Annotated in this window: 19 protein-coding genes; 3 read left to right on the forward strand and 16 right to left on the reverse strand. The window is 55.2% G+C overall.

What is annotated here, in order from left to right; all coding sequences use genetic code 11:
- Nucleotides 1-198 precede the first annotated feature (198 nt).
- Nucleotides 199-1,137, forward strand: coding sequence for a DMT family transporter (locus tag BLU64_RS00800; protein ID WP_051625540.1), 939 nt, complete (start codon nucleotides 199-201; stop codon nucleotides 1,135-1,137).
- Nucleotides 1,138-1,247: 110 nt separating this feature from the next.
- Here BLU64_RS00800 and BLU64_RS00805 read toward each other — a convergent pair whose 3' ends face one another.
- Entirely contained in the window at nucleotides 1,248-2,846 is a 1,599-nt protein-coding gene (locus BLU64_RS00805) for a methyl-accepting chemotaxis protein (protein WP_026743127.1), read from the reverse strand.
- Between the two features lie 347 nt (nucleotides 2,847-3,193).
- Nucleotides 3,194-4,675: a sensor domain-containing diguanylate cyclase gene (locus BLU64_RS00810; RefSeq protein WP_162174223.1), complete on the reverse strand. Its 1,482-nt coding sequence runs from the start codon at nucleotides 4,673-4,675 to the stop codon at nucleotides 3,194-3,196.
- Nucleotides 4,676-5,048: 373 nt separating this feature from the next.
- Here BLU64_RS00810 and BLU64_RS00815 point away from each other — a divergent pair, with 373 nt between their 5' ends.
- The gene (locus BLU64_RS00815) at nucleotides 5,049-6,509 is read left to right on the forward strand and encodes an AMP nucleosidase (RefSeq protein ID WP_074727683.1); all 1,461 of its coding nucleotides are present in this window, start codon (nucleotides 5,049-5,051) and stop codon (nucleotides 6,507-6,509) included.
- Between the two features lie 215 nt (nucleotides 6,510-6,724).
- Here the strand turns inward: BLU64_RS00815 and BLU64_RS00820 are convergent, their stop codons facing one another.
- The 5 genes from BLU64_RS00820 to BLU64_RS00840 form a co-directional block, all read right to left on the reverse strand.
- The gene (locus tag BLU64_RS00820; protein ID WP_074727685.1) at nucleotides 6,725-9,151 is read right to left on the reverse strand and encodes a TonB-dependent receptor domain-containing protein; all 2,427 of its coding nucleotides are present in this window, start codon (nucleotides 9,149-9,151) and stop codon (nucleotides 6,725-6,727) included.
- Between the two features lie 163 nt (nucleotides 9,152-9,314).
- Nucleotides 9,315-10,106: a heme ABC transporter ATP-binding protein gene (locus tag BLU64_RS00825; protein WP_026743131.1), complete on the reverse strand. Its 792-nt coding sequence runs from the start codon at nucleotides 10,104-10,106 to the stop codon at nucleotides 9,315-9,317.
- Nucleotides 10,099-11,070 (reverse strand): FecCD family ABC transporter permease, encoded by a 972-nt coding sequence (locus BLU64_RS00830; protein ID WP_074727687.1) that lies wholly within the window; start codon nucleotides 11,068-11,070, stop codon nucleotides 10,099-10,101. The genes BLU64_RS00825 and BLU64_RS00830 overlap by 8 nt, the downstream gene beginning before the upstream one ends.
- A 14-nt stretch (nucleotides 11,071-11,084) precedes the next feature.
- Entirely contained in the window at nucleotides 11,085-11,903 is an 819-nt protein-coding gene (locus BLU64_RS00835; RefSeq protein ID WP_026743133.1) for a heme/hemin ABC transporter substrate-binding protein, read from the reverse strand.
- Complete coding sequence (locus BLU64_RS00840; RefSeq protein ID WP_074727689.1) at nucleotides 11,900-12,931, reverse strand: hemin-degrading factor; 1,032 nt, start codon at nucleotides 12,929-12,931, stop codon at nucleotides 11,900-11,902. Before BLU64_RS00840 ends, BLU64_RS00835 begins: the two co-directional genes overlap by 4 nt.
- Nucleotides 12,932-13,593: 662 nt before the next feature.
- Here BLU64_RS00840 and BLU64_RS00845 point away from each other — a divergent pair.
- Entirely contained in the window at nucleotides 13,594-14,520 is a 927-nt protein-coding gene (locus BLU64_RS00845) for a VirK/YbjX family protein (RefSeq protein ID WP_074727690.1), read from the forward strand.
- 115 nt (nucleotides 14,521-14,635) lie between these two features.
- On the opposite strand, the gene BLU64_RS17350 is transcribed toward BLU64_RS00845, so the two are convergent.
- The 9 genes from BLU64_RS17350 to BLU64_RS00885 form a co-directional block, all read right to left on the reverse strand.
- Nucleotides 14,636-14,788: a hypothetical protein gene (locus BLU64_RS17350; protein WP_164477204.1), complete on the reverse strand. Its 153-nt coding sequence runs from the start codon at nucleotides 14,786-14,788 to the stop codon at nucleotides 14,636-14,638.
- Nucleotides 14,789-15,056: 268 nt separating this feature from the next.
- Nucleotides 15,057-17,204, reverse strand: a complete 2,148-nt coding sequence (locus tag BLU64_RS00850; RefSeq protein ID WP_074727692.1) for a YjbH domain-containing protein — start codon at nucleotides 17,202-17,204, stop codon at nucleotides 15,057-15,059.
- Entirely contained in the window at nucleotides 17,204-17,983 is a 780-nt protein-coding gene (locus BLU64_RS00855) for a capsule biosynthesis GfcC family protein (protein ID WP_026743138.1), read from the reverse strand. The genes BLU64_RS00850 and BLU64_RS00855 overlap by 1 nt, the downstream gene beginning before the upstream one ends.
- 10 nt (nucleotides 17,984-17,993) lie before the next feature.
- Nucleotides 17,994-18,677, reverse strand: a complete 684-nt coding sequence (locus tag BLU64_RS00860) for a YjbF family lipoprotein (protein WP_026743139.1) — start codon at nucleotides 18,675-18,677, stop codon at nucleotides 17,994-17,996.
- Nucleotides 18,678-18,752: 75 nt separating this feature from the next.
- Complete coding sequence (locus BLU64_RS00865) at nucleotides 18,753-19,004, reverse strand: hypothetical protein (protein ID WP_026743140.1); 252 nt, start codon at nucleotides 19,002-19,004, stop codon at nucleotides 18,753-18,755.
- Nucleotides 19,005-19,368: 364 nt separating this feature from the next.
- On the reverse strand, nucleotides 19,369-20,775 hold the full coding sequence (gene gndA / locus BLU64_RS00870) for an NADP-dependent phosphogluconate dehydrogenase (RefSeq protein ID WP_074727694.1): 1,407 nt from the start codon (nucleotides 20,773-20,775) through the stop codon (nucleotides 19,369-19,371).
- Nucleotides 20,776-20,942: 167 nt separating this feature from the next.
- The gene (locus tag BLU64_RS00875; RefSeq protein ID WP_026743142.1) at nucleotides 20,943-21,848 is read right to left on the reverse strand and encodes a sugar phosphate nucleotidyltransferase; all 906 of its coding nucleotides are present in this window, start codon (nucleotides 21,846-21,848) and stop codon (nucleotides 20,943-20,945) included.
- Between the two features lie 75 nt (nucleotides 21,849-21,923).
- Nucleotides 21,924-23,090 carry a nucleotide sugar dehydrogenase gene (locus tag BLU64_RS00880; protein ID WP_026743143.1) on the reverse strand — a complete coding sequence of 389 codons (1,167 nt, stop codon included), beginning with the start codon at nucleotides 23,088-23,090 and terminating at the stop codon, nucleotides 21,924-21,926.
- A 95-nt stretch (nucleotides 23,091-23,185) separates the two neighbouring features.
- Nucleotides 23,186-24,193 (reverse strand): NAD-dependent epimerase, encoded by a 1,008-nt coding sequence (locus BLU64_RS00885; protein ID WP_026743144.1) that lies wholly within the window; start codon nucleotides 24,191-24,193, stop codon nucleotides 23,186-23,188.
- Between the last annotated feature and the right edge of the window lie 41 nt (nucleotides 24,194-24,234).

Here is a 24,234-nt window from a genome sequence, read left to right on the forward strand (position 1 = left end):
CAAAGAAAGAAAAAATCAGGAAAAGTTTAGCGAAAAGCCCCTCTATACTGACATAACCGGTTAGCTCGTCCACTGGCTGACTCTCTTCAGGCCCGCGCGGCAAACCCTGGGCTTGCCTTCAGGCGCGAATTTATCGTTACAACGGAATATCGCGCTCCACTTTTTCAGAACGATGCTCGCAGGCGATAGGAGGGATAGATGATGAATAAAACATCGCTGTTATTTGTTCCAGGACTCTTCCTGCTGGCTCCGCTACTGTTCTCCGGCAATATGGTGGTCGCGCGCTGGATCAGCCCCGAACTCCCTCCGCTGACGCTGGCTTTCGCGAGATGGCTCTTCGCTGCCATCGTGATCTTCCCATTTATTCTCTCACCCTTGCGCCGGGCCGCGCCGACGCTACGTCGTCGCGGGAAAGACGTGGCGCTGCTCGTCTTGCTGGGCGGGGTGCTCAGCGTCACACCGCAATATGCCGCGGCGCATCACACCAGCGCGGGCCATATCGCTCTTTTGTTTTCACTCTCTCCGATCATGGTTTCGGTTATTGAGCGCGTCGTATGGCGCATCCCGCTGCACGCCAATTTCTTCATCGGCGCAAGCATCGCTTTTCTCGGAATTTGCGTGGTGGTTTTCGAAGGGGATATCACTCACCTCCTCCGGTTCGAGTTCAATCAGGGCGACATGACTGCTTTTATCGCGTCGACGGCCTGGGCCGGCTATACGGCGCTACTGCGTCAGCGACCGATTGCCGTGTCGGCCTTTGTGCTGCTGTGGATTATCGCTATCGGTAGTTCGGTCATTCTGCTGCCATTTCTGCCGCTGGAATGGCGAATGACAAGTGCAACGCCGAAACTCTCGGCGCATCTGCTGTATGCCGTTCTGTTTCTGGCGCTGGTCGCCGGCGTCGCCGCCTACAGCGTCTACTCGCGCATTGTTAACTTGCTTGGCGCAGCGCGCGCCAGCACCTCCATGTATATGGTGCCGGTGTACGCATTTATCCTGTCCTCGATATTCCTTCAGGAACAGCTATACCTGTATCATCTGACTGCGACCACGCTCGTCTTGCTGGGCGTAGCGTTGACCACCGTGCGCTCCATACCTCACCTCAAATTCCCCGCCGCCAGGTCTATTGAGCACTGAACGCATTGACATGTAAAACAAGAAAGCCCGCCGACAATGTCGGCGGGCTTGGTGATCACGCTAACGAAAGCGTCCCTCAACGTCATTCAAATCGGGGGGATAAGCTTAACCTAACGATCCAAAGTGTGATGACCCAGCGTGGCCGCAGGACGTTCCAGCTTGAAGAACGCCATGGTTTCATCCAGGTTGACCGCCTGGTCATTCAGGGATGCGCTGGCGGAGGCAGACTCTTCAACCAACGCCGCATTCTGCTGCGCGACTTGCTCCAACTGGGTGATGGCCACATTAACCTGTTCGATACCTTTCGCCTGCTCGGAAGACGCCAAGGAAATTTCCTGCATAAACTCGTTAACCTTCCTGATCTCGCCAACCAGCAGATTCATGTCGGTGGACGAATCGGATGCGACTTTCGAGCCCAGCGAGACTTCGTTCGACGTCTCTTCAATCAGCGTTTTGATTTCTCGCGCTGAACCGGCGCTGCGCTGCGCCAGACTACGCACTTCGGCGGCCACCACGGCAAAACCTTTACCCGCTTCGCCAGCACGCGCGGCCTCCACAGCGGCGTTCAGGGCCAGAATGTTGGTCTGGAACGAGATGCCGTCCATGATGGAGATGATGTCGTTAATCTTATTTGAGCTGGTGGCGATACCGTCGATACGAGCGATGAGCTTGCCGAAGTTGCTGGCATTTTTTTCCGCCAGTTCAGCCACAGTTGCGGTCAACGCCATAGCGCGTTGAGTATTCGCCGAGTTTTCATGAACGGACGATGTCAGCTGTTCCATGCTTGCGGCGGTCTCTTCAACCGATGCCGCCTGCTCTTCCGTACGGGAAGAGAAATCGCGGTTTGCCGCAGAAATCTGCTGCGCCCCGGAGGCCACGGCCGCCGAAGAGTCACGCACATCGGCAACAATTCGACGGAAGGCTTCCTGCATGTCTTTCAGCGACTGGAGCAGTTTACCCATTTCAGTGTCGTGCTGCGGCGGGATATCCAGCGCCAGAGAACCGCTTTCCATCATACCGAAATAGCGGCGGACGCGTTCCACCGGCGACAGCACCACCGTACGAATAAACTGAATCGAACATATGCTCAACAACAGGACGACGACGAACGCAGCGATAAGAATCGTTAAGGTGGTTTTATAGAAGCTTTCTGCGTGCGTGATTTCCCCATTGCCCACGTTCTGGGCGAAGTCGATAAAGTTCATCAGCTTCTGACGAAATACCTCACCTTTCTCCGCTGCCAGCGGTTCAATCTGACCATAAAACTGAGCGACGTTGCCCTGATTCAGCGTGACCACTAACGGATCGATAGCGGTAGAGATGTAGTCATCGAATGCCGCGTCCAGGTCCGCACGGAGTTTGCGCCCTTCTGGTGTCAGCGCCCGCGTTTTACGCAAGTCCGTCATCGTCAGTTTGGCTTTGTCGACGTACGCATTAAGTCTTTTTGTATAGGGAGCAACGATATCCACATTCTCTTTTTTATCGAGGAATAGAGCAATATTCATTGCCAGGAGTCGTGCACTCAGGAGATCCGCGTAGGTCGAAGCCAGTGGGATAACCTGGTCGCCCTGAATGGTATCCATTTTTTGAATTGAACTATTGCTCTGGATAGAAGAATAGAGACTAAATACACACAGGGTGGATAGTAATATAAAGAATATAGCGATAACGCCGTAGAGGCCGTTTCGAATCTTAATTCGTTCGTACATTTAATAATCCTTGGTTATTATCAGTATTCTTAGGCCCTATCGACTAGGTTGTTTAAATCTTTAACAACCCTTTAAAACAAAACTGTTTATCACGCCAATACACTAACTAATGGCATATGCATCTAATATTGGCACCATGAGCAGGATAACCAACCAGTAAATTCCATGATGCGTGGAGATGTCATCGAATCAGGATAGATTAAAGAAATAATAAAAAAGTGCGACAAAATATGTGCCGCACTCGATAACTTTCATGGATTACCACCCAACTAAAATAATGTCTTTTCAGTCAGGGATGTTAAATGGTCGATATTTCACACAAAACAGATCCCACACATCGAATAATACTAAAGCCGAATGCATTGATTGCGCCCTTTTTTCTTCGCCAGATACAGAGCCTGATCCGCGCCTTCCTTCAGTCGCTGGGCATCACAAGGGTGTTTGGACATGTAGGAATAAACGCCGACACTGACCGTAACAATCTTTTGCGGCAGCTGAGAGCCTCGATGCTCGATGGCGCGCAATCTCATCGCCTCAACCATCTCGTTGCCTACCACCTCCGCCTGCCTGCTGGTAAGTCCCGGCAAAATGATTGAAAATTCCTCCCCGCCGTACCGGGCGGGCTGAGCGCCGGGAGGCAGCGAGAGCGAACGAAGGATGAGGCCGATTTCAGCCAGACAGCGGTCGCCTTCTATGTGACCATAGGTATCATTATAGCGTTTGAAAAAGTCGACATCGATCATGGCGAGCGCCACGTCGCCGCTCTCAACTTGCGCTGTAGTCAGACATTGTTCCAGATAGAGATCGAACCGTCGGCGGTTCGCCAACTGGGTCAGCGGATCGACCAACGCCAACTCCTGTAGCACCTGATTCTGGTCTTCCACTTCCCGATGCATCATGGAAAGCATCTCTTTATTACGTACCGTAATGCGGATCTGTTTAAGGACAAAAGTGCCCAGTAACACCAGTGAAACCAAAACCAAAAAGTTGACGGCTATCGCGGCTATATTGTCCGCTACCCAGCGCCGCTGCAGCTCATTTTTATTGACGCTGGCCGCCGCGATAAGCGGATATCTTTTGAGTTTGACGTAACCCACAACGCGCATCTGACCGTCAAACGGTGTATGCCAGGTGCCCACGCCAACGGTTCTGCTTTTCAACGCCTTCTCCGCCAATACGCCCGTCGAGTATTTTTCGATCAGCGTTTTCTGCTCGTCCGGATAAACGTACAGGGGGGAACCGTCGACGTTCAGTAAAGACAGAATCGAGTCATAATTCAGGCTGAAATAGCTGTAGAAACGCCCGAAATAGCCAGGGTCGACCGAGGCCAGAAAGATGCCTTTAAACTCGCCGTTTTTGCCGTTAATTCGCTTCGATACCGGAATCACGTATCTCCCTGAGATCACGCTGATGCGCGGCTGGCCGATGAATAGATCTTCGCTGGTGCTGTTCTTGTTCCAGATGAAGTAGCTACGCTTGGACACGTTATATACAAAGCGGGAGCCTTGCCCGGTTGAGGCAATCAGGTTGCCTTTCTCGTCGAAGAGATAAAGGCCGATGATTTGCGGGAGCAGTACACGGTGAGATTCGAGCACGGCGGTGATCTTTTCAGAACTCAGCGAATTAATATCACCGTGGATCTCACGCATAGTGTCGATAATGGCCAGTTCTATCGGCAGAAAAGTATCCTCAGCCTGACGCGACAATATCACCGATAGATTGATGACATCCTGCTCCACTTCCAATACCTGCCGATGATAGGACTGCCAGAAGTTCCAGCCGTTAGTTGTGGCTAATACGATGAAACTCACGACCAGAAAACCAATCATGGTTTTTCCTGGAGCTGAAGGATTGTTTTTCCCTAAGAGACGACGCAATCCGCGAGGTGTGAACGAAACAAAAGATTTATAAGGCATACGTTTTCCTGAAAACATGAATCGCCTGAGGGCGTTCATGCGGGCACATCCTACTAAATCGCGCCGTTATTGTGTACCAACTCACGACGATGGCACGCTATTCCGCGGCGAAAGCCGTGGATTCAGGCCTCAAGTCGGGTGCGCATACAAGAGACGCCCATCCTCGTGTAAACTCACTACATCAGGATTAGCATAGTTTAAGACATAGCGCTGCGTGACCTGCCGTTACGATGACGGCACCGTATTTCACCGGACACCGCTGCGTCCGGCACCCCAAGGAGAAAAGATGAGTAAAGCATCCGCTGCCGGCCTCACGGCCACTAAAGCGCTCGATAAGCTGGAAACCCTGTATGACGAAGCGGTCGCCTCGCTGCGCGCCGCCATTAGCGCTTTTATCGATGAAGGCACGTTGCCGGACGCCTCGGCGCGCGCCAAAGGTCTGTTTGTATATCCCGAGCTGCGCGTCAGCTGGAACGGACGCGCGCCCTCTGAGAACAAAACCCGTGCCTATGGCCGACTGACCCACGGCGGCTGTTACAGCACGACTATTACCCGCCCAGCGCTGCTACGCGGCTATCTGTCCGAGCAGTTGGAGATTCTGGAAAACGACTATGACGCGGTGATAGAAGTCGTGCCTTCACAGCAGGAAATTCCCTATCCGTACGTTATCGACGGCGCAAATCTGGGGCTAAACCGCTCAATGAGCGCCGGGCTGGCGCAGTATTTCCCCACCACCGAACTGGCGCAGATTGGCGATGAAACGGCTGACGGTCTGTTTCATCAGTCCAAAGAATACTTCCCGCTCTCCCACTTCGATGCGCTGAGAACCGACTTTTCGCTGGCCCGCCTTCGGCACTACACCGGCACGCCGGTCGAGCACTTCCAGCCTTTCGTCTTATTCACTAACTACACCCGCTATGTGGATGAGTTTGTGCGCTGGTCCTGCGAACAAATCGCGGATGAAAACAGCCCTTACTATGCACTGTCCTGCGCGGGCGGCAGCTACACCACGGCGGAGACCCGTAATCCCGAGCAGGCGGGTTCCGATCTGGCCTGGAAAAATCACCAGATGCCCGCTTATCATCTGCTGTCTCGCCAAGGACGCGGGATTACGCTGGTGAATATCGGCGTCGGGCCGTCCAACGCGAAAACCATCTGCGATCATCTGGCCGTCTTACGTCCGCATGCGTGGCTGATGATCGGCCACTGCGGCGGTCTGCGCGAAAGCCAGTCCATCGGTGATTACGTGCTGGCTCACGCCTACTTGCGGGACGACCACGTGCTCGACTCCGTGCTGCCGCCGGACATTCCGATCCCCAGCATCGCCGAAGTGCAGCGAGCGCTGTATGACGCCACCAAGACGGTGAGCGGCATGCCGGGTGAAAAGGTGAAACAACGCCTGCGTACCGGAACCGTCGTCACGACGGACGACCGTAACTGGGAACTGCGCTACTCCGTCTCGGCCCGCCGCTTCAACCTGAGTCGCGCCGTCGCGGTGGATATGGAAAGCGCGACCATCGCCGCACAGGGTTACCGCTTTCGCGTGCCTTACGGCACCCTGCTTTGCGTATCCGACAAGCCGCTGCACGGCGAGATCAAGTTGCCCGGACAAGCCAACCGCTTTTATGAAGGCGCGATTTCCGAGCACCTGCAAATCGGCATCTGCGCGGTCGATCTGCTGCGTTCGGAAGTCGACCAACTGCATTCCCGCAAGCTGCGTACATTCGACGAACCGCCATTCCGCTAATTCACCTCTTTAATCATCAGCGAGGAGCCGCCAGCGGCCCCTCGTTTACCTCCCCCACAGACCATCTTTTTCTCTCCCACCTCCCGTCGGCGGACTTCACTTTCGTCACGGATGGCGGCCTGTTATTCCGTCAAAGAAAAACCCCGGCTTTCGCCGGGGTCGGGACCGAACTTCAGTCTGTGTCCGCTGACCGGGACACCAACGGCTCAATGCGTTTAGAAATCCACGTTGATGCCCAGTTGGAAGGTTCTGCCGGGCATGACCGCAAGCTGCTGGTCATACGCGTCCTGATTGTTGGTGCTGGTCAGCTGACGGCTGCTCAAATAATCCCAATATTTGCGATCGGTCAGGTTATACACGCCGCCACTGAGTTTGACAGTCGGCGTGACGCGCCAGTAGGCGGTCAGATCCACCAAACCATAGCCTGGAACGCGCATGTACTCGGTGGTGGAGTCGGTGATGGTGGTTCCCGTGTTGGTGTATGTCTCACGGTTGGTCGCCGTGGCCTGCTTGCCTTTCTGGAACGTCGCTGTCAGCGCCGCGCCATAGAGGTTATCCGGCGCATCCCAGCCCAATCCCACGACGGCTTTCAAAGGCGCCACGCTATCAAGGTCGACATATTTGTCACCGGAGTAGCTGGACTTGGACTGCCCTTCGCTATAACCGACCCCCAGCGTGGTGCTCAGCCCCTGCAGCGCGTCGAACCACGTTCCCCACTGTACTTTACTACTGAACTCCGCGCCGTAAATGAAGGCTTTGTCGCGGTTTTCCGACTGATAGGCAATATTGATATTCGACGGCACGTTCGAGAACTTATCAGGGTTATTAGCCCGGGTATAACGCGTGTAGGCGATAAAGTTCTTATACGTGTTGTAGAACAGCGCTGAGCGGAAAGTCACCCCTTCGGTCATTTCCCCTTTTAATCCCAGCTCATAGTTGTTGCTGGTCTCCGTTTTCAGCTCGTTGTTGCCGATCAACGCATACTGCGACGCGCCTGCATAGGAAGAACCCAGCCCCCACGATCCGTACAGCTGGCTGGCATCCGGGAACTGTGCGCCGCGCTTGTACTGAATGTAGCTGGTCAGACGGGGCGTCAGCGCATACTCAAGACTCAAAGACGGCAAGACCTGAGTATCACTGAAGGTGCCGTAAAGCTTCTCGACATCTTCCGTCGTAATTGCCGAACTATTAGCGGCCAGACTGCTCAGGTTCTGAGGTTTCGTCCGCTGATAGGCGACACGCACTCCAGGCGTGATCGCCAGCGTTCTGTCAGCGATATCCATCTCCATACGGTCCTGAACGAAGCCGCCCAGCGTATCCGTACGGCTGTCCGCTTCCGGCTGCATGATGGCGTAGTACGTGGTCTGAGCCGGATCCTGAGTGAATGGCCGTTTGGTATTGGATTGCTGGGCATTGAACCCCCAGCTGAACTGATGCATACCCCAGGTTTTCATCATGGTGGTCTCGGCGCCGTAGGTATCAACCTTGTAGTCCGAATTCACCGTGTACATGCTGCGGGCGGTCAACGGCATGTAGGTTTCATCTTGGGTTTGAGTATTCTGGTAATAGATGCGCGAGTCGATAGCGTCTATCCATGAATCCACCGAGGCCGCCGTCCAGTTATGACGCAGGCTGCCGCTCCAGCGACGGGTATCGCTGTCCTGCTGCGCGTTGCCTAAAATTGAATTTCCCGTGGCATCCCATGAGTCGTAGTTGGAGTGGGACGTCTTGGTGTAGTACTCCAGCGTGCCGGTGAAACGGTTCTGTTCGTTCGCCTGCCAGATCCCTGAGGTCATCACAGACGTAGAGTGCCAATTCATCGGATAAGCGGAAATCACGCCGCTGTTGTTCTGAGTTTCCTGACCGTCGCGACGGCTGATCACGACGATGCCCCGCAACGTCTCATCGCCGCCCGCCGCCGTGATGCCATTGTGCCAACTGCGGTTGGACGAGTCATAATCGCTCTGATAGCCGAAATAAGTGTGTTTCGACGGCGACAGATATTGGTCCGGCGATTTAGGACGGAAAGAAACCGCGCCGCCGATGGCGGTATTGGCGCGCTCGACGCTTGTCGCCCCCTGATCGATGGTCACCAAACCGTACATGTACGGGTCGATATAGTCACGGCCGATCCCGAACGTATTCAAACCGGCGCGTCCTGCATAGCTTCGCGCGGTCGCGTTGGGCAACGGAATGCCGTCCACGTCGATGGCGACGCGGTTGCTTTCCAGGCCGCGGATGTTATAGCCGGTGTAGCCGGAGCGGTCGAACCCGCTCTTACCGTTACCGGAACCCGAGCTGGCGCTGGTGGCGCTGACCAGCGGCTGATAGCGCATGATAGTACCGAAATCGTTGCCGCCATTTTTCTGTAGCTCACTGGCATCCAGCGTGACGCGACTTCCTGCCTTGGTATCGATGGGCGCAGAAATCACCGTCATCTGCTCGCCCGGATTGTTATCCTCCAGCTTAGCCGCCGTCGCAGCCTGGGTGGCAGAGGTGGTCTGCTCTTTATTGGCTGCCTGCGTTTTATTGTCGCTATCGGATAGCGCGGCCACCGCACTGAATGCTGTGCTGGTCAATACGCCCGTCAGAATGATCCTGATGAGACCTGAGAGATGTTTTTCTTTTGTATGCAAGAACATACTGAAACCTCAAATGTTGAAATCGTTATATTCTCGCTCAGTCATTGCTTTGCAGTATTTTTGTTGATTATTTTTGTAGTTATTAGGGCGCGATTCAGGCCGGCGTTTCCGCCCAGACCCACATCGCATCCACTCATCCATCGAACGCTATTTCTTCCGCGCTTCAACGCCGCAGCGACACCTGTGGCGTTGCGGTTTCATGGTGGGGGCTGACAACGACGTCGGCTTGATACCAACGTTCAATCGCCGGTTGGGTGATAACGCCCTCCGGCACGCCTTCCGCGACGATCCTGCCGTCGTGCAGCAGCACGATCTTGTCCGACCATAACGAGGCCAGATTCAGATCGTGCAATACGCAGCATACCGCCAGCTTTCCCGTCGAGGTCAGCATTTTCAGCAGCCGAAGCAGCTGCTGTTGGTGATACAAATCCAGCGCCGACGTCGGCTCATCCAGGAACAACCATCCGGCAATACCGTCAGGCCGCCATAGTTGCGCCAGCGACCGAGCCAGCCGCACCCTCTGCTGCTCGCCGCCGGACAGCTGCGGATAAAGCCGACCACGCAACATCTCACAGTCGGTCAACGCCAAAATTTCATCTAATACACGCTCGTTCGCGCCTGACGGCCAGGGCGAGCGCCCCATAGCCACGACCTCTTCCACCCGAAACGGGGCCTGCAATACGCTGTCCTGACGCATCACCGCGCGCTGACGGGCCAGCACATTCGGCGTCCATTCAACCATCGGGCGACCATTGAGCCGGCACTCCCCCTCGGAAGGAGCAAAGAACCCCGTCAACAAGCGTAACAACGTCGACTTACCCGCGCCGTTGGGGCCGATAACCGTCGTCAATTCGCCGGGCGCTAGCGTAAGCGAGACATCGGACAGCAGCTGTCGCCCTCCCGAGCGGTAGCTAATGCGGTGAGCGGTCAAGCACAGTTCACCCAACTCAGCCATGTTTGTGCCTCAAAATCAGCCATAAAAACCACGGGCCGCCGACCAAACTGGTTAATAGCCCCACCGGCATTTCCGCTGGGGCCACCATCGTCCGCGCCAGCGTATCGGCCAGCAGCAGTAGAAGAGCGCCGCCCAGCGCCGAACCGGGCAACAGCCAGCGGTGATCGGCCCCGAGCGTGATCCGAATGAGATGGGGCATCACCAGACCGACAAACCCTATGATGCCGCTGACCGCCACGGCTGCCGCGACCAACACGGCGCTTAGGATGACCACCTGCCGCCGCGTCCGGCGAACGTCCACGCCAAGATAATGCGCTTCCTCGTCGCCCAATTGGAGGAGATTGAGCTGCCGCGCCAGACGTTGCAGCCACCACACGCAGGGCAATACCAACGAGGCGACGCCCGCTACCGACGACCACTGGGCCTGTCCCAGACTCCCCATACCCCACAACGACAGCTGGCGCAGTTGCTGATCGTTGCTGATCCAGGACAGCACGCCGGTCGCCGCGCCGCACAGCGCGTTGATGGCGATCCCCGCCAGCAGCAGGCGGGATAACGGACTGGTGGCGGAGATACTGAGCGAGAACAGGAGCAGCATGATCGCGACGCCGCCTGCGAACGCCGCCAACATTGGCCAGTACAGCGCAATCACCGCCGGTAGCGCGACCGGGACGACCACGGACAAACCGACGCCCAGCGCCGCGCCGCTGCTGACGCCAAGCAGTCCCGGATCCGCCAGAGGATTGCGAAACAGCCCCTGCATCGCCGCGCCGGACAGCGCCAGCGCGACGCCGACCAGCACGGCCAACAGCACACGCGGCAGGCGGATGTTCAACCAGACCTGCCACGGCAGGCTCTCCGACGATGACGTCATCAGTTCGGACAGCGTGATCGGCATAGCGCCGATGGTCGCCGCAATAAACGTTAGCAACCCCGCAGACGCCGCCATAAGCAGCAGCGTCATCGATGGATTGATCCTCACTGTTGCGCTTCCACCGCTTTACGCAGGCGCAACAGCGCCGCTGGCGTATCCAGATCGAAGCCCAGCATCGCCATGTCGTCAACAACCAGCAGGCGTTTGTGTTGACCCGCCGGCGTCAGCGCCAGACCAGGCAACTGCCATATAGTGGCTTCGCCGCCGAGGGTTTTCACGCCCTGACTACTGATGACCACCCAGTCCGGCTGGCTAGCCACCACGCCTTCCTGAGATAAGGGCTGATAACGGTTGAATCCCTGCATGGCGTTTTGCAAGCCTGCCGCGCGGATCGCGGCGTCCGCCGCCGTGTTCTGTCCGGCACCCATCGCCGACATGCCGCTATGGCTCATAATGAACAGGACTTTGACGGGCAGCGGTTTCGTCGGCAGCTCGGCAAGCTGCTGATGCACCTGCCGCACCAATGCCTGCCCCTCTTTCTCCTTCCCTAACGCTTGAGCGATGACCGAGATCTTGGCGGCGATGCTTTCCACGTTCTGTCCGGCGGGCACGGTCACCACCTTCACACCGCTTTTCGCGATCTGCTCCATTGCGGTGGAAGGTTGGGACAGCGCGCTGGCTAGCACCAGCGTCGGCGCCATCGCCAATACCCCTTCCGCATTCAACTGCCGCATGTACCCGACATCCGGCAGCGCCAGCGCTTCTTTCGGATGCAGGCTGGTGCTATCGCGGGCGATGACATCACTGCCCGCGTGCAGAGCGAAGACAATTTGCGTGACGTCGCCGCCAATGGTCACCAGACGCGTCGCTGCCAGCAGCGAGAACGGCAAGCATAGCGCCAGCGTCAGAAGAATTTTCTTCATGCTGCGGCTCCCGGTTTCACCAACGATGACACCTGCTGACGCCACTGTTCCTGCTCCGGCTGCCCTTCCGTACGCTGACCGAACAGCTGCGCAATCTGCGTGCCGTCGGCGGCGAACAGCTCCAGGCTGGTGACGATACCATCGCGCGTGGGCTTGCGCGTGACCCAACTTTCCGCAATGGTATTGCCCTGCAGATGCAGCGTGAACGTCTGGTTAAACACGTTCAGCCAATGATCCATTGGCACCACTTTCTCAATCACGCCGGTAAATATTTGAACGCAGCCCCGGTTGCCGACAAAGATCATGATTTCGTTGCCGTCCTGATGCGCCGCATTCAGCAGCGTCGCCAGCGCCTGGTTGTCCACCAGACAGGCCAGATCGTCACTTACATGGCGGAACGCCTGCTGACGCGTCAGATTGTGCCGTTTCAACAGTGGGAAAAATTCATGCACGTCTTGCATGTCCCGCCACTCTTGTTCCAGCCGCACGGCATCGACAACAACGTCGGATTCTGGCGCGGCATAAGGCGTGAGCGTCAACGGCGCATTTTCGGCGGCGGCGAAACGCTCTACGGTTTCCTGCCATGCCGTCCAGTCGGTGTGCTCAGTACCGTAAACCTTCAGCACCGCGTCGCCCTGACGATCATAGAATTGAATACTTTGGCGTTCGCCGCGCGCGGTCTGCTCGATAAAGAAAAATACGCTCGCCCACTGCTCGGGGAAAACGCGCAAGTCCAGGCCTCGTGGATTCAGCACGACTCCCGCATGTCCGCCAATGCGTTGATTGCGGTAGAACCCGATCTGCTCATGCACGGCATATTCGTTCCGCGTGATGGATTTTGTCTCCCCTACGCTTTCTAACGCCGCCAGAATCTGACGCGGATCGCCGGTCAGTCGGCGCGCCTCATGACCTACACGCAGGTAAGATAGCTCCGCTTCACTGATATTCATCAATTGGGCCAGTTCACGCGCGTATTTTTTGGGATGCTGCTCTTTAAGTTGCAGATAATCTTGATAATCGTATTGCATGAATAAAAAACTCCGACATTCGCGCTGTCTTTCGCAGGATTGTTTAGGTGACGACACCGAGTGTAATGATAATTATTAACATTGCCATAAAAATTTAACAAGCCAATATTGAGCGAATGAAGAAACCTTAATTCCACAATTCATCAAGGGGTTAGCCATCGAAAATTCGTGACTAATTAGGCGATCTAATCGATGTTGAAATAGAGAATGGGGCTATGTGGTCAGACGGGTAACGTGCCATAGGCGAATTAACGTGCTAAAGCGAGATGCTTCGCTCATGTCGCCGCGCAAACCAACACGCAATCGGCGCGGAGAAGCCCGGCCGCGCCTCTTCATTGCATTATGCAATAAAAAAATGCCTATATTAGACCCCATTTTAATAAATTGAATCTAAATAAAAACCAAACAAAATAAAAATAGGTCGGTATTTTTCATTATATAAATAAAGTCTCAACTAAAATTAACTATAATTAGGAATAAATTTATTCATGACTCATTACTTCTATACTTCACGCTACCCTGTGCTATTTACCTACCGAAAATAGGCTTATATTTTTTATTTTCTGCCGCCGTACATTTTTATATTTACGGTATTCAAATAAGACCCTCCCCTATTTTTCGAAAAAGTAAGACAAAAAATTGTTAAACATCGTGTGGAGCATATGAAAAAAATATCCCGAGCTTCGTTGTTCTTTCAGCTGTTGAGCGGCCACTTTCGTTCTGAAAAAATAGGGTTTGAGAATAAGATAAAAGCGAAATTTTTGTTGCGATCGCTGATGCTGCCGTTCTCTACCTATTACTTCTTAGGCAGGCTATGCTCGTTGCCTTCCATGCAGAAATTGATGAAAACACACCCCTGCCTGCCTACGAAAATCCATCGCCCTTATCTGCATGTCGGCCTCAATGCGGCCGAGCGCGCTAAAGCGATTTGCCACCACTATACCTTTATGGAAAGTCTGTCTTCGCCAAGACTGCATGATGCCTTTCTGAGCGAAACGCCCTTCCGTCTGGCTGAATTTTACGGCAAGGAGGGCGAGAAATTCTTAATCGTCTGCAGCGTGTGGCGTTACGACAAGGAGGGCGAAACGACCCTGCAAATCGTGATGGATGAGACGTCGTTGATCTCATTATCGTTCAGTATCATTAATGTCTTGGGGAAGCCCGCCATTGTCATCGGCGGCCTACAAGGTCAAGGTAAACAAACGACCCGGGAGCTGATTAAGCAGGCGACAAAAGCCTGCCACGGTTTGTTCCCTAAACGTATGCTGATTGAAAGCCTGCTGGCGTTGGCCGACCTGGCGGGGATTCGCAGCGTGCTGGCCGTCGGCGATAGCAGCCATGTTTATCAGAGCCGACGCTATCATCGCAGCAAAAAAAGCGTGCTGTTTTGCAGCTATGACGACTTCTGGACCTCGCTGGACGCGACCCTAACGCACGACAACCTATACCAGTTGCCTCTGCACATCGCCCGTAAACCGCTAGAGGAAATACCCAGCAACAAGCGAGCGCAATACAAGCGGCGCTATCAATTGATCGATGACCTACATGCACAGCTGGCGGACAACCTAAGCGCGAAACGCGTTACATAACAAATCATGTGGAATCACGCCCATAAAAAAAGCCAGCGCAAACGCACTGGCCTGAATAAATGGGTGTCGAAACAGTTCGACGTTAACGCCAGCTGATGCTGGCGTTATCACATTGTTAACCTCGCGGATCCTGGAAATGATGACCGCCGCCATGACCGCCGCCGCCACCACCACCACCGTGACCGCCGCCCCACGGGGGCGGAAAGATGCATCCGCTCAGGGTTGTCAGCAGCGCCAGGACACTTACCAGTTTTAATACTCGTTTCATTTTAACCTCATCTGACTACTGTTTCGCTGCATCATAGTGAAGCCATCCCCCGGCCAACAAGCGTCTTATTCTTAAAAAGCCGTCTATTAATAACGAATTAGACTATTTACTCCGCATCACCACAAAACAAACGATTTCCTTACATTACAGCCTTTAAACCAGGCGACCTGCGGGCGATTTTGGCAGCCAACACGCCATAAAACGGCAAAGGCGGCAGGAGAATTCCTCCCTGCCGCCTTTTGTCCGCCGCTCATATTGGCGGGCGAGTTTATGGCTGTTGGACGACGTTGTAGAGCACGTTGCGACGCTCCAGCATCTGGCCGCCGTCACGCGTCAGCGGCACCCAACCTACCGAACCGCGGTTCGTCGTCGGCGAGGCGAAGAGGAGATTGAACGGGATGGAGACATAGAACCCTTTGGTAAAGCTCCCTTCCCCATACTCTTTGGCGCTGACGTTGGTTTTCGTCGCGAAGGCGCCCGCGACGATGCCACTGTCAAACCGGCGAGACAGATCGACGGTAACGCCTTTATCTCCCGCCAGATAGCGACCCACGCTGACCTTCGCCAGTCCGCCTTTGATAAACGGCAGTTCCCAATAGGTGGTCAGATGGCCGGTGGCCACGCTGTAGTCCGCGAGACGCATCGTATCGTTCCAGTCACGTTGCTTGACGTAGTTCACATCCAGCCCAACCGCCCAGCTTTTGCCATAAGGACGATACAGCATTTCCCCCCCGACACCGGCGTACATCATCTCCAGATACCCGCCGTAGACCTGCGTGTACCAGTCCCGTGCCGGATGGTCGGTGCGCGACAACTGCAGATTGGTCAGCAACACATCTGATGAGGTGACGTACTCACGTATCCAGGTGCGGACGCGCGGTAGCTTAGAGTCCTGAGGCGGTGTCTTATAGTTGAACTTGTCGTAGTTGTTGAACAGGTTGACATTGACCGTACCGCCTACGCTCCAGTGATCGGAAAGGTACAGATCGGCGTTGGCGTTTGCCGAAACCTGATACATATAGAACGATTCGGCCCCACCGATAGACTGCGACAGCGCTGGCGCAAGGGAGTAAGTCAATCTCCGGGGCTGGGTATGCAGCACCGCTTTCCCGCGTGGCGGCGCGAGCGGCTCAGTATGATAAGCATCCGGCTCCGGCTGCCCTAACGGGGTCGATGCGGTTTGCAACTGACGGAAAGCGTTCGCGTCAACACGGGTACTGTCAGTCGGCAGGTGACGGCTTTCCCTAACGATGTGGTATTCGCTGACGCTCTCCGGCACGTGATTGGCGAGGACCGTCGCCGCCCGGCTGCTGTACTCCGCGCTATCCGGATATTTGTATTGCGGGCTGACGACGGTGACCTGTTTCGCGTCCGCGTAGATATCCGGTTGACCCAGACCCGCTTTCTCGTCCAGCTCCTTCGCCACGCGCTTCCAGTCCGTGCCGCCCTGCGGGTTGCTGACCGGCGCATAGACCGGCGGCGCGTCGTCCACGAAATGCGGCCTCAGTTGATTGAAGTTGGTCCGGAGCGTAAAGCCCCACATCAGCGTATTGCCGCGTTCCCAGGACAGCGACGTATCCAGAATATCGCCGACCCGATAGACCATGCCCACGTTGATCGGCGAATCCTGCTTGATACGCTCTCTGCGCCCGCGATCTGCGGCCTCATCGCTGTAGTTGTTGCCGTCGTATTCCAGTTTAAGACGTAACGGATCCCACGGCGTCTGGTATTCAATCCCGCCGAATATCGCCGCCGGCCCGTGAAAGAAATTGTTCACCTCGAACTGCCCGGTTTCCGTAGAACTGGTGCGCTGACAGAAGCTCTCCGTCAGCTTACAGGCGGGGTTGGTGATATTGCCGCTCTGGGCCATGTTGCCCCAGCCGATGCCCAGCGTCAGGTCAAACGGTCCCCAGCGTTTGCTGGCCGCCAGATATTCGCTGTCGAACAAGCCGGTTCCCGCGATATCGCGCAGTCCAACAGAGACCTGGGGCAACCAGCGGTCTTCCTTCCACAACCGCGCCTTAACGTCGAACCCTTTGTCTTTATACGTTTGCGTGCCGCTGAAGTTGGGGTCGGCGCTGTAAAGCCGGGTACGAATGTCGGTATAACGCACCGTGGTTTCCAGCCAGTCGAGCAACTGCAATGAGACGGAGTAACGTCGATATTGATCGTTATCGCGATAGCTGGCGCTGAACTCGCCGGTGTCGGCCATCCGGGCGGTCGGCATTTGCAGCAACCCTACGCCGCCAAAGTCGGTTTGAGAGACGCCCGCTGGCTGGTAATAGTGATTCTTGTTAGTGGCATCGGCCATCTCATGAGCCGTGCCGCCCGCCCCATCCGCCAACGCCGACGTGCTGAAAACGCTGCCGATCGCCAGAGAGAGGCAATTCAGTCTGAGAGTATTGTTTTTAGCCATTAGTGTGGGATCCGGTTCGCAAGATAATCGGCAATCTGCTCGTTAAGAGAGGACATCTCTTCGGGCAAAATCGCGGGGTCAAAGCCAATAAACAGCGTTTCGCCCGCAGCGGGTTCGATATGTTGACGATTCCATATCGCCAGCGGCACCTTGCGCCACGTCCCCGCTCCAGAAATCAAATATCCCGTATTTTTATCGCCGCCGGGAAGGAAACGTCGGCCCTGTATATAGTTTTCAACCGACCAGCCGGAACGCAGCGGAAGATCTTTGAACACGTGGGTCGTACCGATATCGATATCTGTTCGAATCAGTCCGAACAGGAACAGCTGTTTTGAATAGGGGGCAAGATAGAGCTGATATTCTCCGACCAGCGGGCGGTTGCTCTGTAGGTCCAGGCGCACTCGGTCCGGGTCAAGCGCCGTCGGAATTCGGCCCGCGATAGGTACCTGCTTGAGCGCCTGCGCGACGTACCACGCCGCGATGGCGTAGTCGCCATCACCGCGATCGCGCCACCACAGCTGTAGACGATAGAGGTGATCCTGCAGCGTCTGGCCTTGCGCGGCCACGCGCGATGTCATCGCCGGATTGGTGATCAGCGCATTCTGCCAATTGACGTCGGCGGGGAACGGCGTTTTCTCATAAAACTTATCCAAGCGAACGCCGTCTTCCAGCACCACGAGGTCCAACGTGCGATCGCCATATTTTACCGTTAGCTGCGCCGCGCCCACCGTTCCGGTCATCAACATCAACATGGCAGCCAGCCGATTGTGTAGCAACATAGAAGCGTCCTTACAGTGACTGAGCGTAGGATTTCAAAGCGGTAAACTGAACCAGCGCCATATCCGGCCCCATGTATTGACGACTCTGCATCACCTGACCGGTGTTCGCATTCAGCCAATACTGGTTGGTATAGCGTTTGTTCAACGCGGGAACGGTCACGAGCTCGTCGAAGCGCACGGTTTGATAGGTTCTGCCGAGGATGACCAACGGTTCGCGGCCGCGGTTTTCGAACGAGGACTGGAGTTCATAGCTGCCCCGCATGACCTGCGACCAACTGACCTCGGTGTGCCAGCGCATAGGCGTTCCCGCCTTCAGCAACCCTAAATGCAGCGGATCCTGCTCCTGATTGGCGACATGCTGAATGTCTTCGCCGAATCCCTGTGTTTTCACCACACGCCCATCACGGGTCGCGACCATGTTTTTATCCGCGGCCACCCACTTCAGCACACCGTTTTCCACGAACCCCAGCACCATAAAGGCACGAGGAGCTTCGCCGACCTTGATATAGGCGGAAGCATATGGCACCTTCGCCACCTGCTGCGGCGTCAGATCGGTATCCTCCTGCCCCCAGATGGCCAGCTTCATCGTTTCACCTAACAAAGCGAATTGTTGCGAACACCCCATCAGCATTAAAGAAAGTACTGGAATAGCAATCAGCTCGCGGGTTCTGCTACCTGATAGAATTTTTATCATCGCTCTGGTTCTCGCCTGAATCCCCTGAAGCAAAAGAAAGGCCACCTAAGTGGCCTTATTATTATCTCAATCCCATTAACCCTGGGTTGATGTGACTGTAGAGGTACTTGTACCCGTGCTGTTGGACGTGCTGCTATCATTCGCAGTCGCCACGGTAGCGGCAGCAACGGCAGCCGCCGCTACGCCGACACCGACCGCCGTAGACGAACCGACGGCAGCTGAAGCGGCGCCAGCGCCACCCGCGCCGCCGAGCAATTCGCCCACAGCAGCATATGCACTGGAGGACATGGCCAAGGCCAGTACCGCAGTCATTAACGTTTTTTTCATCACAATTTCCTTCTTTCCTAGGAAGTACTACAGGACAGGAAAAGACCAAACTGACGGCCTTTCCTGCCCTACTTTTCAGCTGATTTCTCAGCCAAATCGGGCATTCACTGTCCTCAAACTCGGGGATATCATCATAATGAAAACGACGTTACATCATGATGCATGTAACAACTGCGTAGCCTTGCATTAAATAAATACAAAAATAGAGATGCGTGTTAACAACATACAGGAAGGAAATGACATTTCTCTGATTAGTTTTACTGCGTATTATTTTTTCGGAGCTGTCCGATAAGAAACGAGGGTGACGACCAAGGGCGAAACAACCGGGCGATAGACGCCCGGCTGGAGAGTATTAACGCAGCGTTTAGTCCAACCATTCGGTGTGGAATACGCCTTCTTTATCAGTGCGTTTGTAGGTGTGCGCGCCGAAATAGTCGCGCTGAGCTTGAATCAGGTTCGCTGGCAATACTTCAGAACGGTAGCTGTCGTAATACGCAATGGCCGCTGAGAAGGTCGGCACCGGGATACCGTGCTGGACGGCGTAGGCGACCACGTCGCGCAGCGCCTGCTGGTATTCGTCCGCGATCTGCTTGAAGTACGGCGCCAGCAACAGGTTAGCGATGGCCGCATTCTGCGTGTAAGCGTCGGTGATTTTCTGCAAAAACTGGGCGCGGATGATACAACCTGCGCGGAAAATCTTGGCGATTTCGCCGTAATTGAGATCCCAGCTGTTCTCTTCCGATGCCGCTTTAAGCTGAGAGAAGCCCTGTGCATAAGAGACGATTTTGCCCAGATACAGCGCGCGACGTACTTTCTCGACGAACTCCGCCTTGTCTCCCGCAAAAGTCTGAGCGGCAGGGCCGGACAGCACTTTAGATGCAGCAACACGCTGCGATTTCAGAGAGGACAGGTAGCGAGCGAAGACGGACTCGGTGATGAGCGACAGCGGCTCGCCCAGGTCCAGCGAGCTTTGGCTGGTCCATTTGCCGGTGCCTTTGTTGGCGGCTTCATCCAGAATGACGTCGACCAAATATTTTCCGTCTTCATCTTTTTTGGTGAAGATGTCGGCGGTGATCTCGATCAGGTAGCTGCTCAGCTCGCCTTTGTTCCACTCAGAGAAGGTTTTTGCCAGCTCCTCGTTGCTCAGGTTGAGCGCCTGCTTCAACAGGGAATAGGCTTCCGCAATCAGCTGCATATCGCCGTATTCGATGCCGTTGTGCACCATTTTGACGTAGTGACCCGCGCCGTCGGCGCCGATATAAGTCACACACGCTTCGCCTTCCGCGCGCGCGGCGATTTTTTCCAAGATAGGCGCAACCAGTTCATAGGCTTCTTTCTGACCGCCAGGCATGATGGACGGGCCTTTTAATGCCCCTTCTTCACCACCGGAAACGCCGGTGCCGATAAAGTTGAAGCCTTCAGCAGACAATTCACGGTTACGACGGATGGTGTCTTTGTAGAAGGTGTTGCCACCGTCTATCAGAATGTCGCCTTTTTCCAGATAGGGTTTGAGAGAAGCGATGGTTTTATCCGTGGCTTCACCCGCTTTCACCATTAACAGGATACGACGCGGCTTCTCCAGGGATTCCACGAATTCCTGCACGGTGTAGCAAGGCACCAGTTTTTTACCGGGATTCTCTGCAATCACCTCATCGGTTTTCTCAGCAGAACGGTTAAAGACTGAGACGGTATAGCCACGGCTTTCGATGTTCAGCGCCAGATTGCGCCCCATCACCGCCATACCGACAACGCCTATTTGCTGTTTGGACATTAAAGCAACTCCTGTTTGAAGGGTAACCTACCCGAGTCGCGGCTGGCGCGCCACAGGCAATCAAAAGCAGGCTGATATGGTAACTCAGCTCTTATCGAGTGGGTAGTAATTGGTTCGATAGGATAGGTCCCGCCCGGCACAAAACGGGCTCGGGCGGGAAGCTGTCGTCAGGCTGAGTGTTTTGCCAGCAGCTTTTCGATATTTTTCTTGAATGCCTTGCCCAGACTCGGATTACGCAATCCGTAGGAGACGAAAGCCTGAGCATAGCCCAGTTTACGACCACAGTTGAAGCTGCGGCCGGCCATCTCTACCGCGTCTACCTGCTGAGTTTTGATCAGTTCGGCAATCGCGTCCGTCAACTGAATCCGTCCCCAAGCGCCCGGCAGGATGTTGTTGATGATAGGCCAGGCGTCCGCCGTTAATACATAGCGGCCAACCGCAGACAGGTCGGAACCTTCCACCCGTGCCAGTTTGGGCTTTTCAATCATCGATGTGATAGCCGACGTCGCGCCCGGCTGGGTCAAGGGCTGTTCACATTCAACCACCGAGTATTCCGGCAGCGCCTCATACGGACGATGTTTCACCAGAACCTGGCTGTGGCCGGTTTCTTCGAAACGCGCAACCAGACGGGCCAGGTTTTCCGTGGACTGATCCGCGGAGCTTTCGTCCAGCACGACATCCGGCAGGACGACGACGAACGGCGCGTCGCCTACGATCGGGTATGCGCAAGATACCGCATGCCCCAATCCCAGGGTCTGCCCCTGACGCACGTTCATGATGGTCACGCCCGGCGGGCAGATGGCCTGCACTTCCTCCAGCAGCTGACGCTTGGCGCGCTCTTCCAGCAAGGACTCCAGCTCGAACGACGTATCGAAATGGTTTTCGATGGCGTTTTTCGACGCGTGGGTCACCAGCACAATTTCTTTAATGCCCGCGTTGGCGCACTCTTTTACGATTTTCTCAATTACCGGGCGATCCACCAGCGGCAGCATCTCTTTAGGAATTGCTTTGGTTACCGGCAACAGGTTCATACCCAGCCCGGCAACGGGAATCACTGCTTTTAATGTCGTCATCTATCGCTCTCTTAAACAGTCAGTCATTTCCGTGGCACTTCCCTAGCCGTGCCACACACTCTCTTAACCTTATACCTAATCTGAGCCAAAGAGATCGCGGGTAAAGACTTTTTCCGCAACATCAGACAATTCCGGGGCCATGCGGTTAGACAGAATCACATCGGAAATCTGTTTGAACTCTTCGAGATCCTTAATGACCTGGGAGTGGAAGAAGTTGTCTTCTTTCAGCGCCGGCTCGAAGACCACGACCTCGATTCCTTTCGCCTTGATGCGCTTCATTACGCCCTGAATAGCCGAGGCGCGGAAGTTGTCGGAGCCGCTTTTCATCACCAGGCGGTAGACGCCCACGACGGTAGGATTACGCTTGATTACCGCGTCGGCGATGAAATCTTTACGTGTGGTATTCGCATCCACAATCGCCCGGATCAGGTTGTTGGGCACCGCTTCGTAGTTAGCCAACAGCTGCTTGGTATCCTTCGGCAGGCAGTAGCCGCCGTAGCCAAAAGAAGGGTTGTTGTAATGCTGTCCTATGCGCGGATCCAGCCCAACGCCTTCGATGATCTGCTTGCTGTCCAGCCCCAGCGTCTGGGCGTAGGTGTCCAGCTCGTTGAAATAAGCCACGCGCATTGCCAGATAGGTATTGGCGAACAGCTTGATGGCCTCCGCTTCGGTGGAGTCGGTAAACAGCACCGGGATATCGGTTTTAATCGCGCCTTCCACCAGCAGATGCGCAAAGGTTTCAGCACGCTCGGAACGTTCGCCGATAACGATGCGCGAAGGATATAAGTTATCGTACAGCGCCTTGCCTTCCCGCAGGAATTCCGGCGAGAAGATGATGTTGTCGGTCTCGAACTCTTCTCTCAGCTGACGGGTGTAGCCGACGGGAACGGTCGATTTGATAATCATCACCGTATCAGGATTGTGCGCCAGCACATCACGAATAACCGCTTCGACCGAACTGGTGTTGAAGTAGTTGGTCTTAGGATCGTAGTCCGTCGGGGTGGCGATGATGACGAAATCGGCGTCTTCATAAGCCGCGACGGGATCCTGCGTGGCCCGGAAATTGAGCGCCGGATTACGCAGGAAATCCTCGATTTCCTTGTCGACGATAGGTGAAACACCTTTGTTAAGCATGTCGACCTTTTCGGCAACGATATCCAGCGCAACCACTTCATTGTGCTGCGCCAGCAGCATCGCATTCGACAAGCCGACATAGCCGGTACCTGCAATCGCAATTTTCATTTTAAATCACACTAATCCAACGTGGCATATAACTAAAATCACAGAAGAAATGGCCGTGCGGCAGAACACCGGCCGTCCGCGCTTCATCACCTCGCTCAGAGGCGGTAGAAACCGCGATACCAGTCAACAAACGCCTGCACGCCTTCGGCGACTTCCACCTGTGGGCGATAACCTGTCGTCGCAAACAGGTCGTCGGTATCGGCATAGGTCTGATACACGTCGCCTGCTTGCATCGGCATGAAGTTTTTCTTCGCTTCGATTCCCAGCGCGTTTTCCAGCGCCGTCACAAAGTCCATCAGCTTCACCGGACTGCCGTGGCCGATGTTGTAAACGCGATAAGGGGCGGAGCTATCGGCAGAAGAGCCGCTTTCCACTCGCCACGACGGGTCAGGCTGTGGAATAACATCCGCTATGCGCAGCACACCTTCCACAATATCGGTGACGTAGGTGAAATCCCGGCGCATGTCGCCGTGGTTGTAAATATCGATCGGCTCGCCGTTCAGCATGTTCTTGGTGAACTTGAACAAGGCCATATCCGGCCGCCCCCACGGACCGTACACGGTGAAAAAGCGCAGGCCGGTGGTCGGCAGGCCGTACAGATGCGAATAGGCATGCGACATCAGCTCATTGGATTTTTTGGTGGCCGCGTACAGCGACACCGGGTGATCCACGCTGTCCGCCGTCGAGAACGGCGTTTTATTGTTCAGCCCGTACACGGAGCTGGATGACGCATAGACCAGATGACCCACGCCATGGTGGCGGCACCCTTCCAGCACGTTGACGTGACCGGTCAGGTTGCTCTGGGCATACGCCAGCGGATTTTCCAGCGAGTAACGTACGCCCGCCTGCGCCGCCAGATGAATCACCCGATCAAATTTTTCCGCCGCAAACAACGCATGCACAGCCTTATCATCCGCAATATCCAGCTTCTCGAAACGGAAGTTGTCCAGCGGCCGCAGTTCGGCCAGGCGCGCCTCTTTGAGGGAGACGGCGTAGTAGTCGTTGAGATTATCTATCCCGACAACCTCGTGCCCAGCGGCACACAGCGACTGGCAAACATAAAAACCGATAAATCCGGCGGCTCCGGTGACAAGGAATTTCATCAGATGACTCATTGTTGTAGGTGAGATGAATCTTCGAATGA

Origin of the sequence: Lonsdalea quercina, from assembly GCF_900107885.1 — a bacterium.
In the GTDB taxonomy this organism is placed as follows: domain Bacteria; phylum Pseudomonadota; class Gammaproteobacteria; order Enterobacterales; family Enterobacteriaceae; genus Lonsdalea; species Lonsdalea quercina.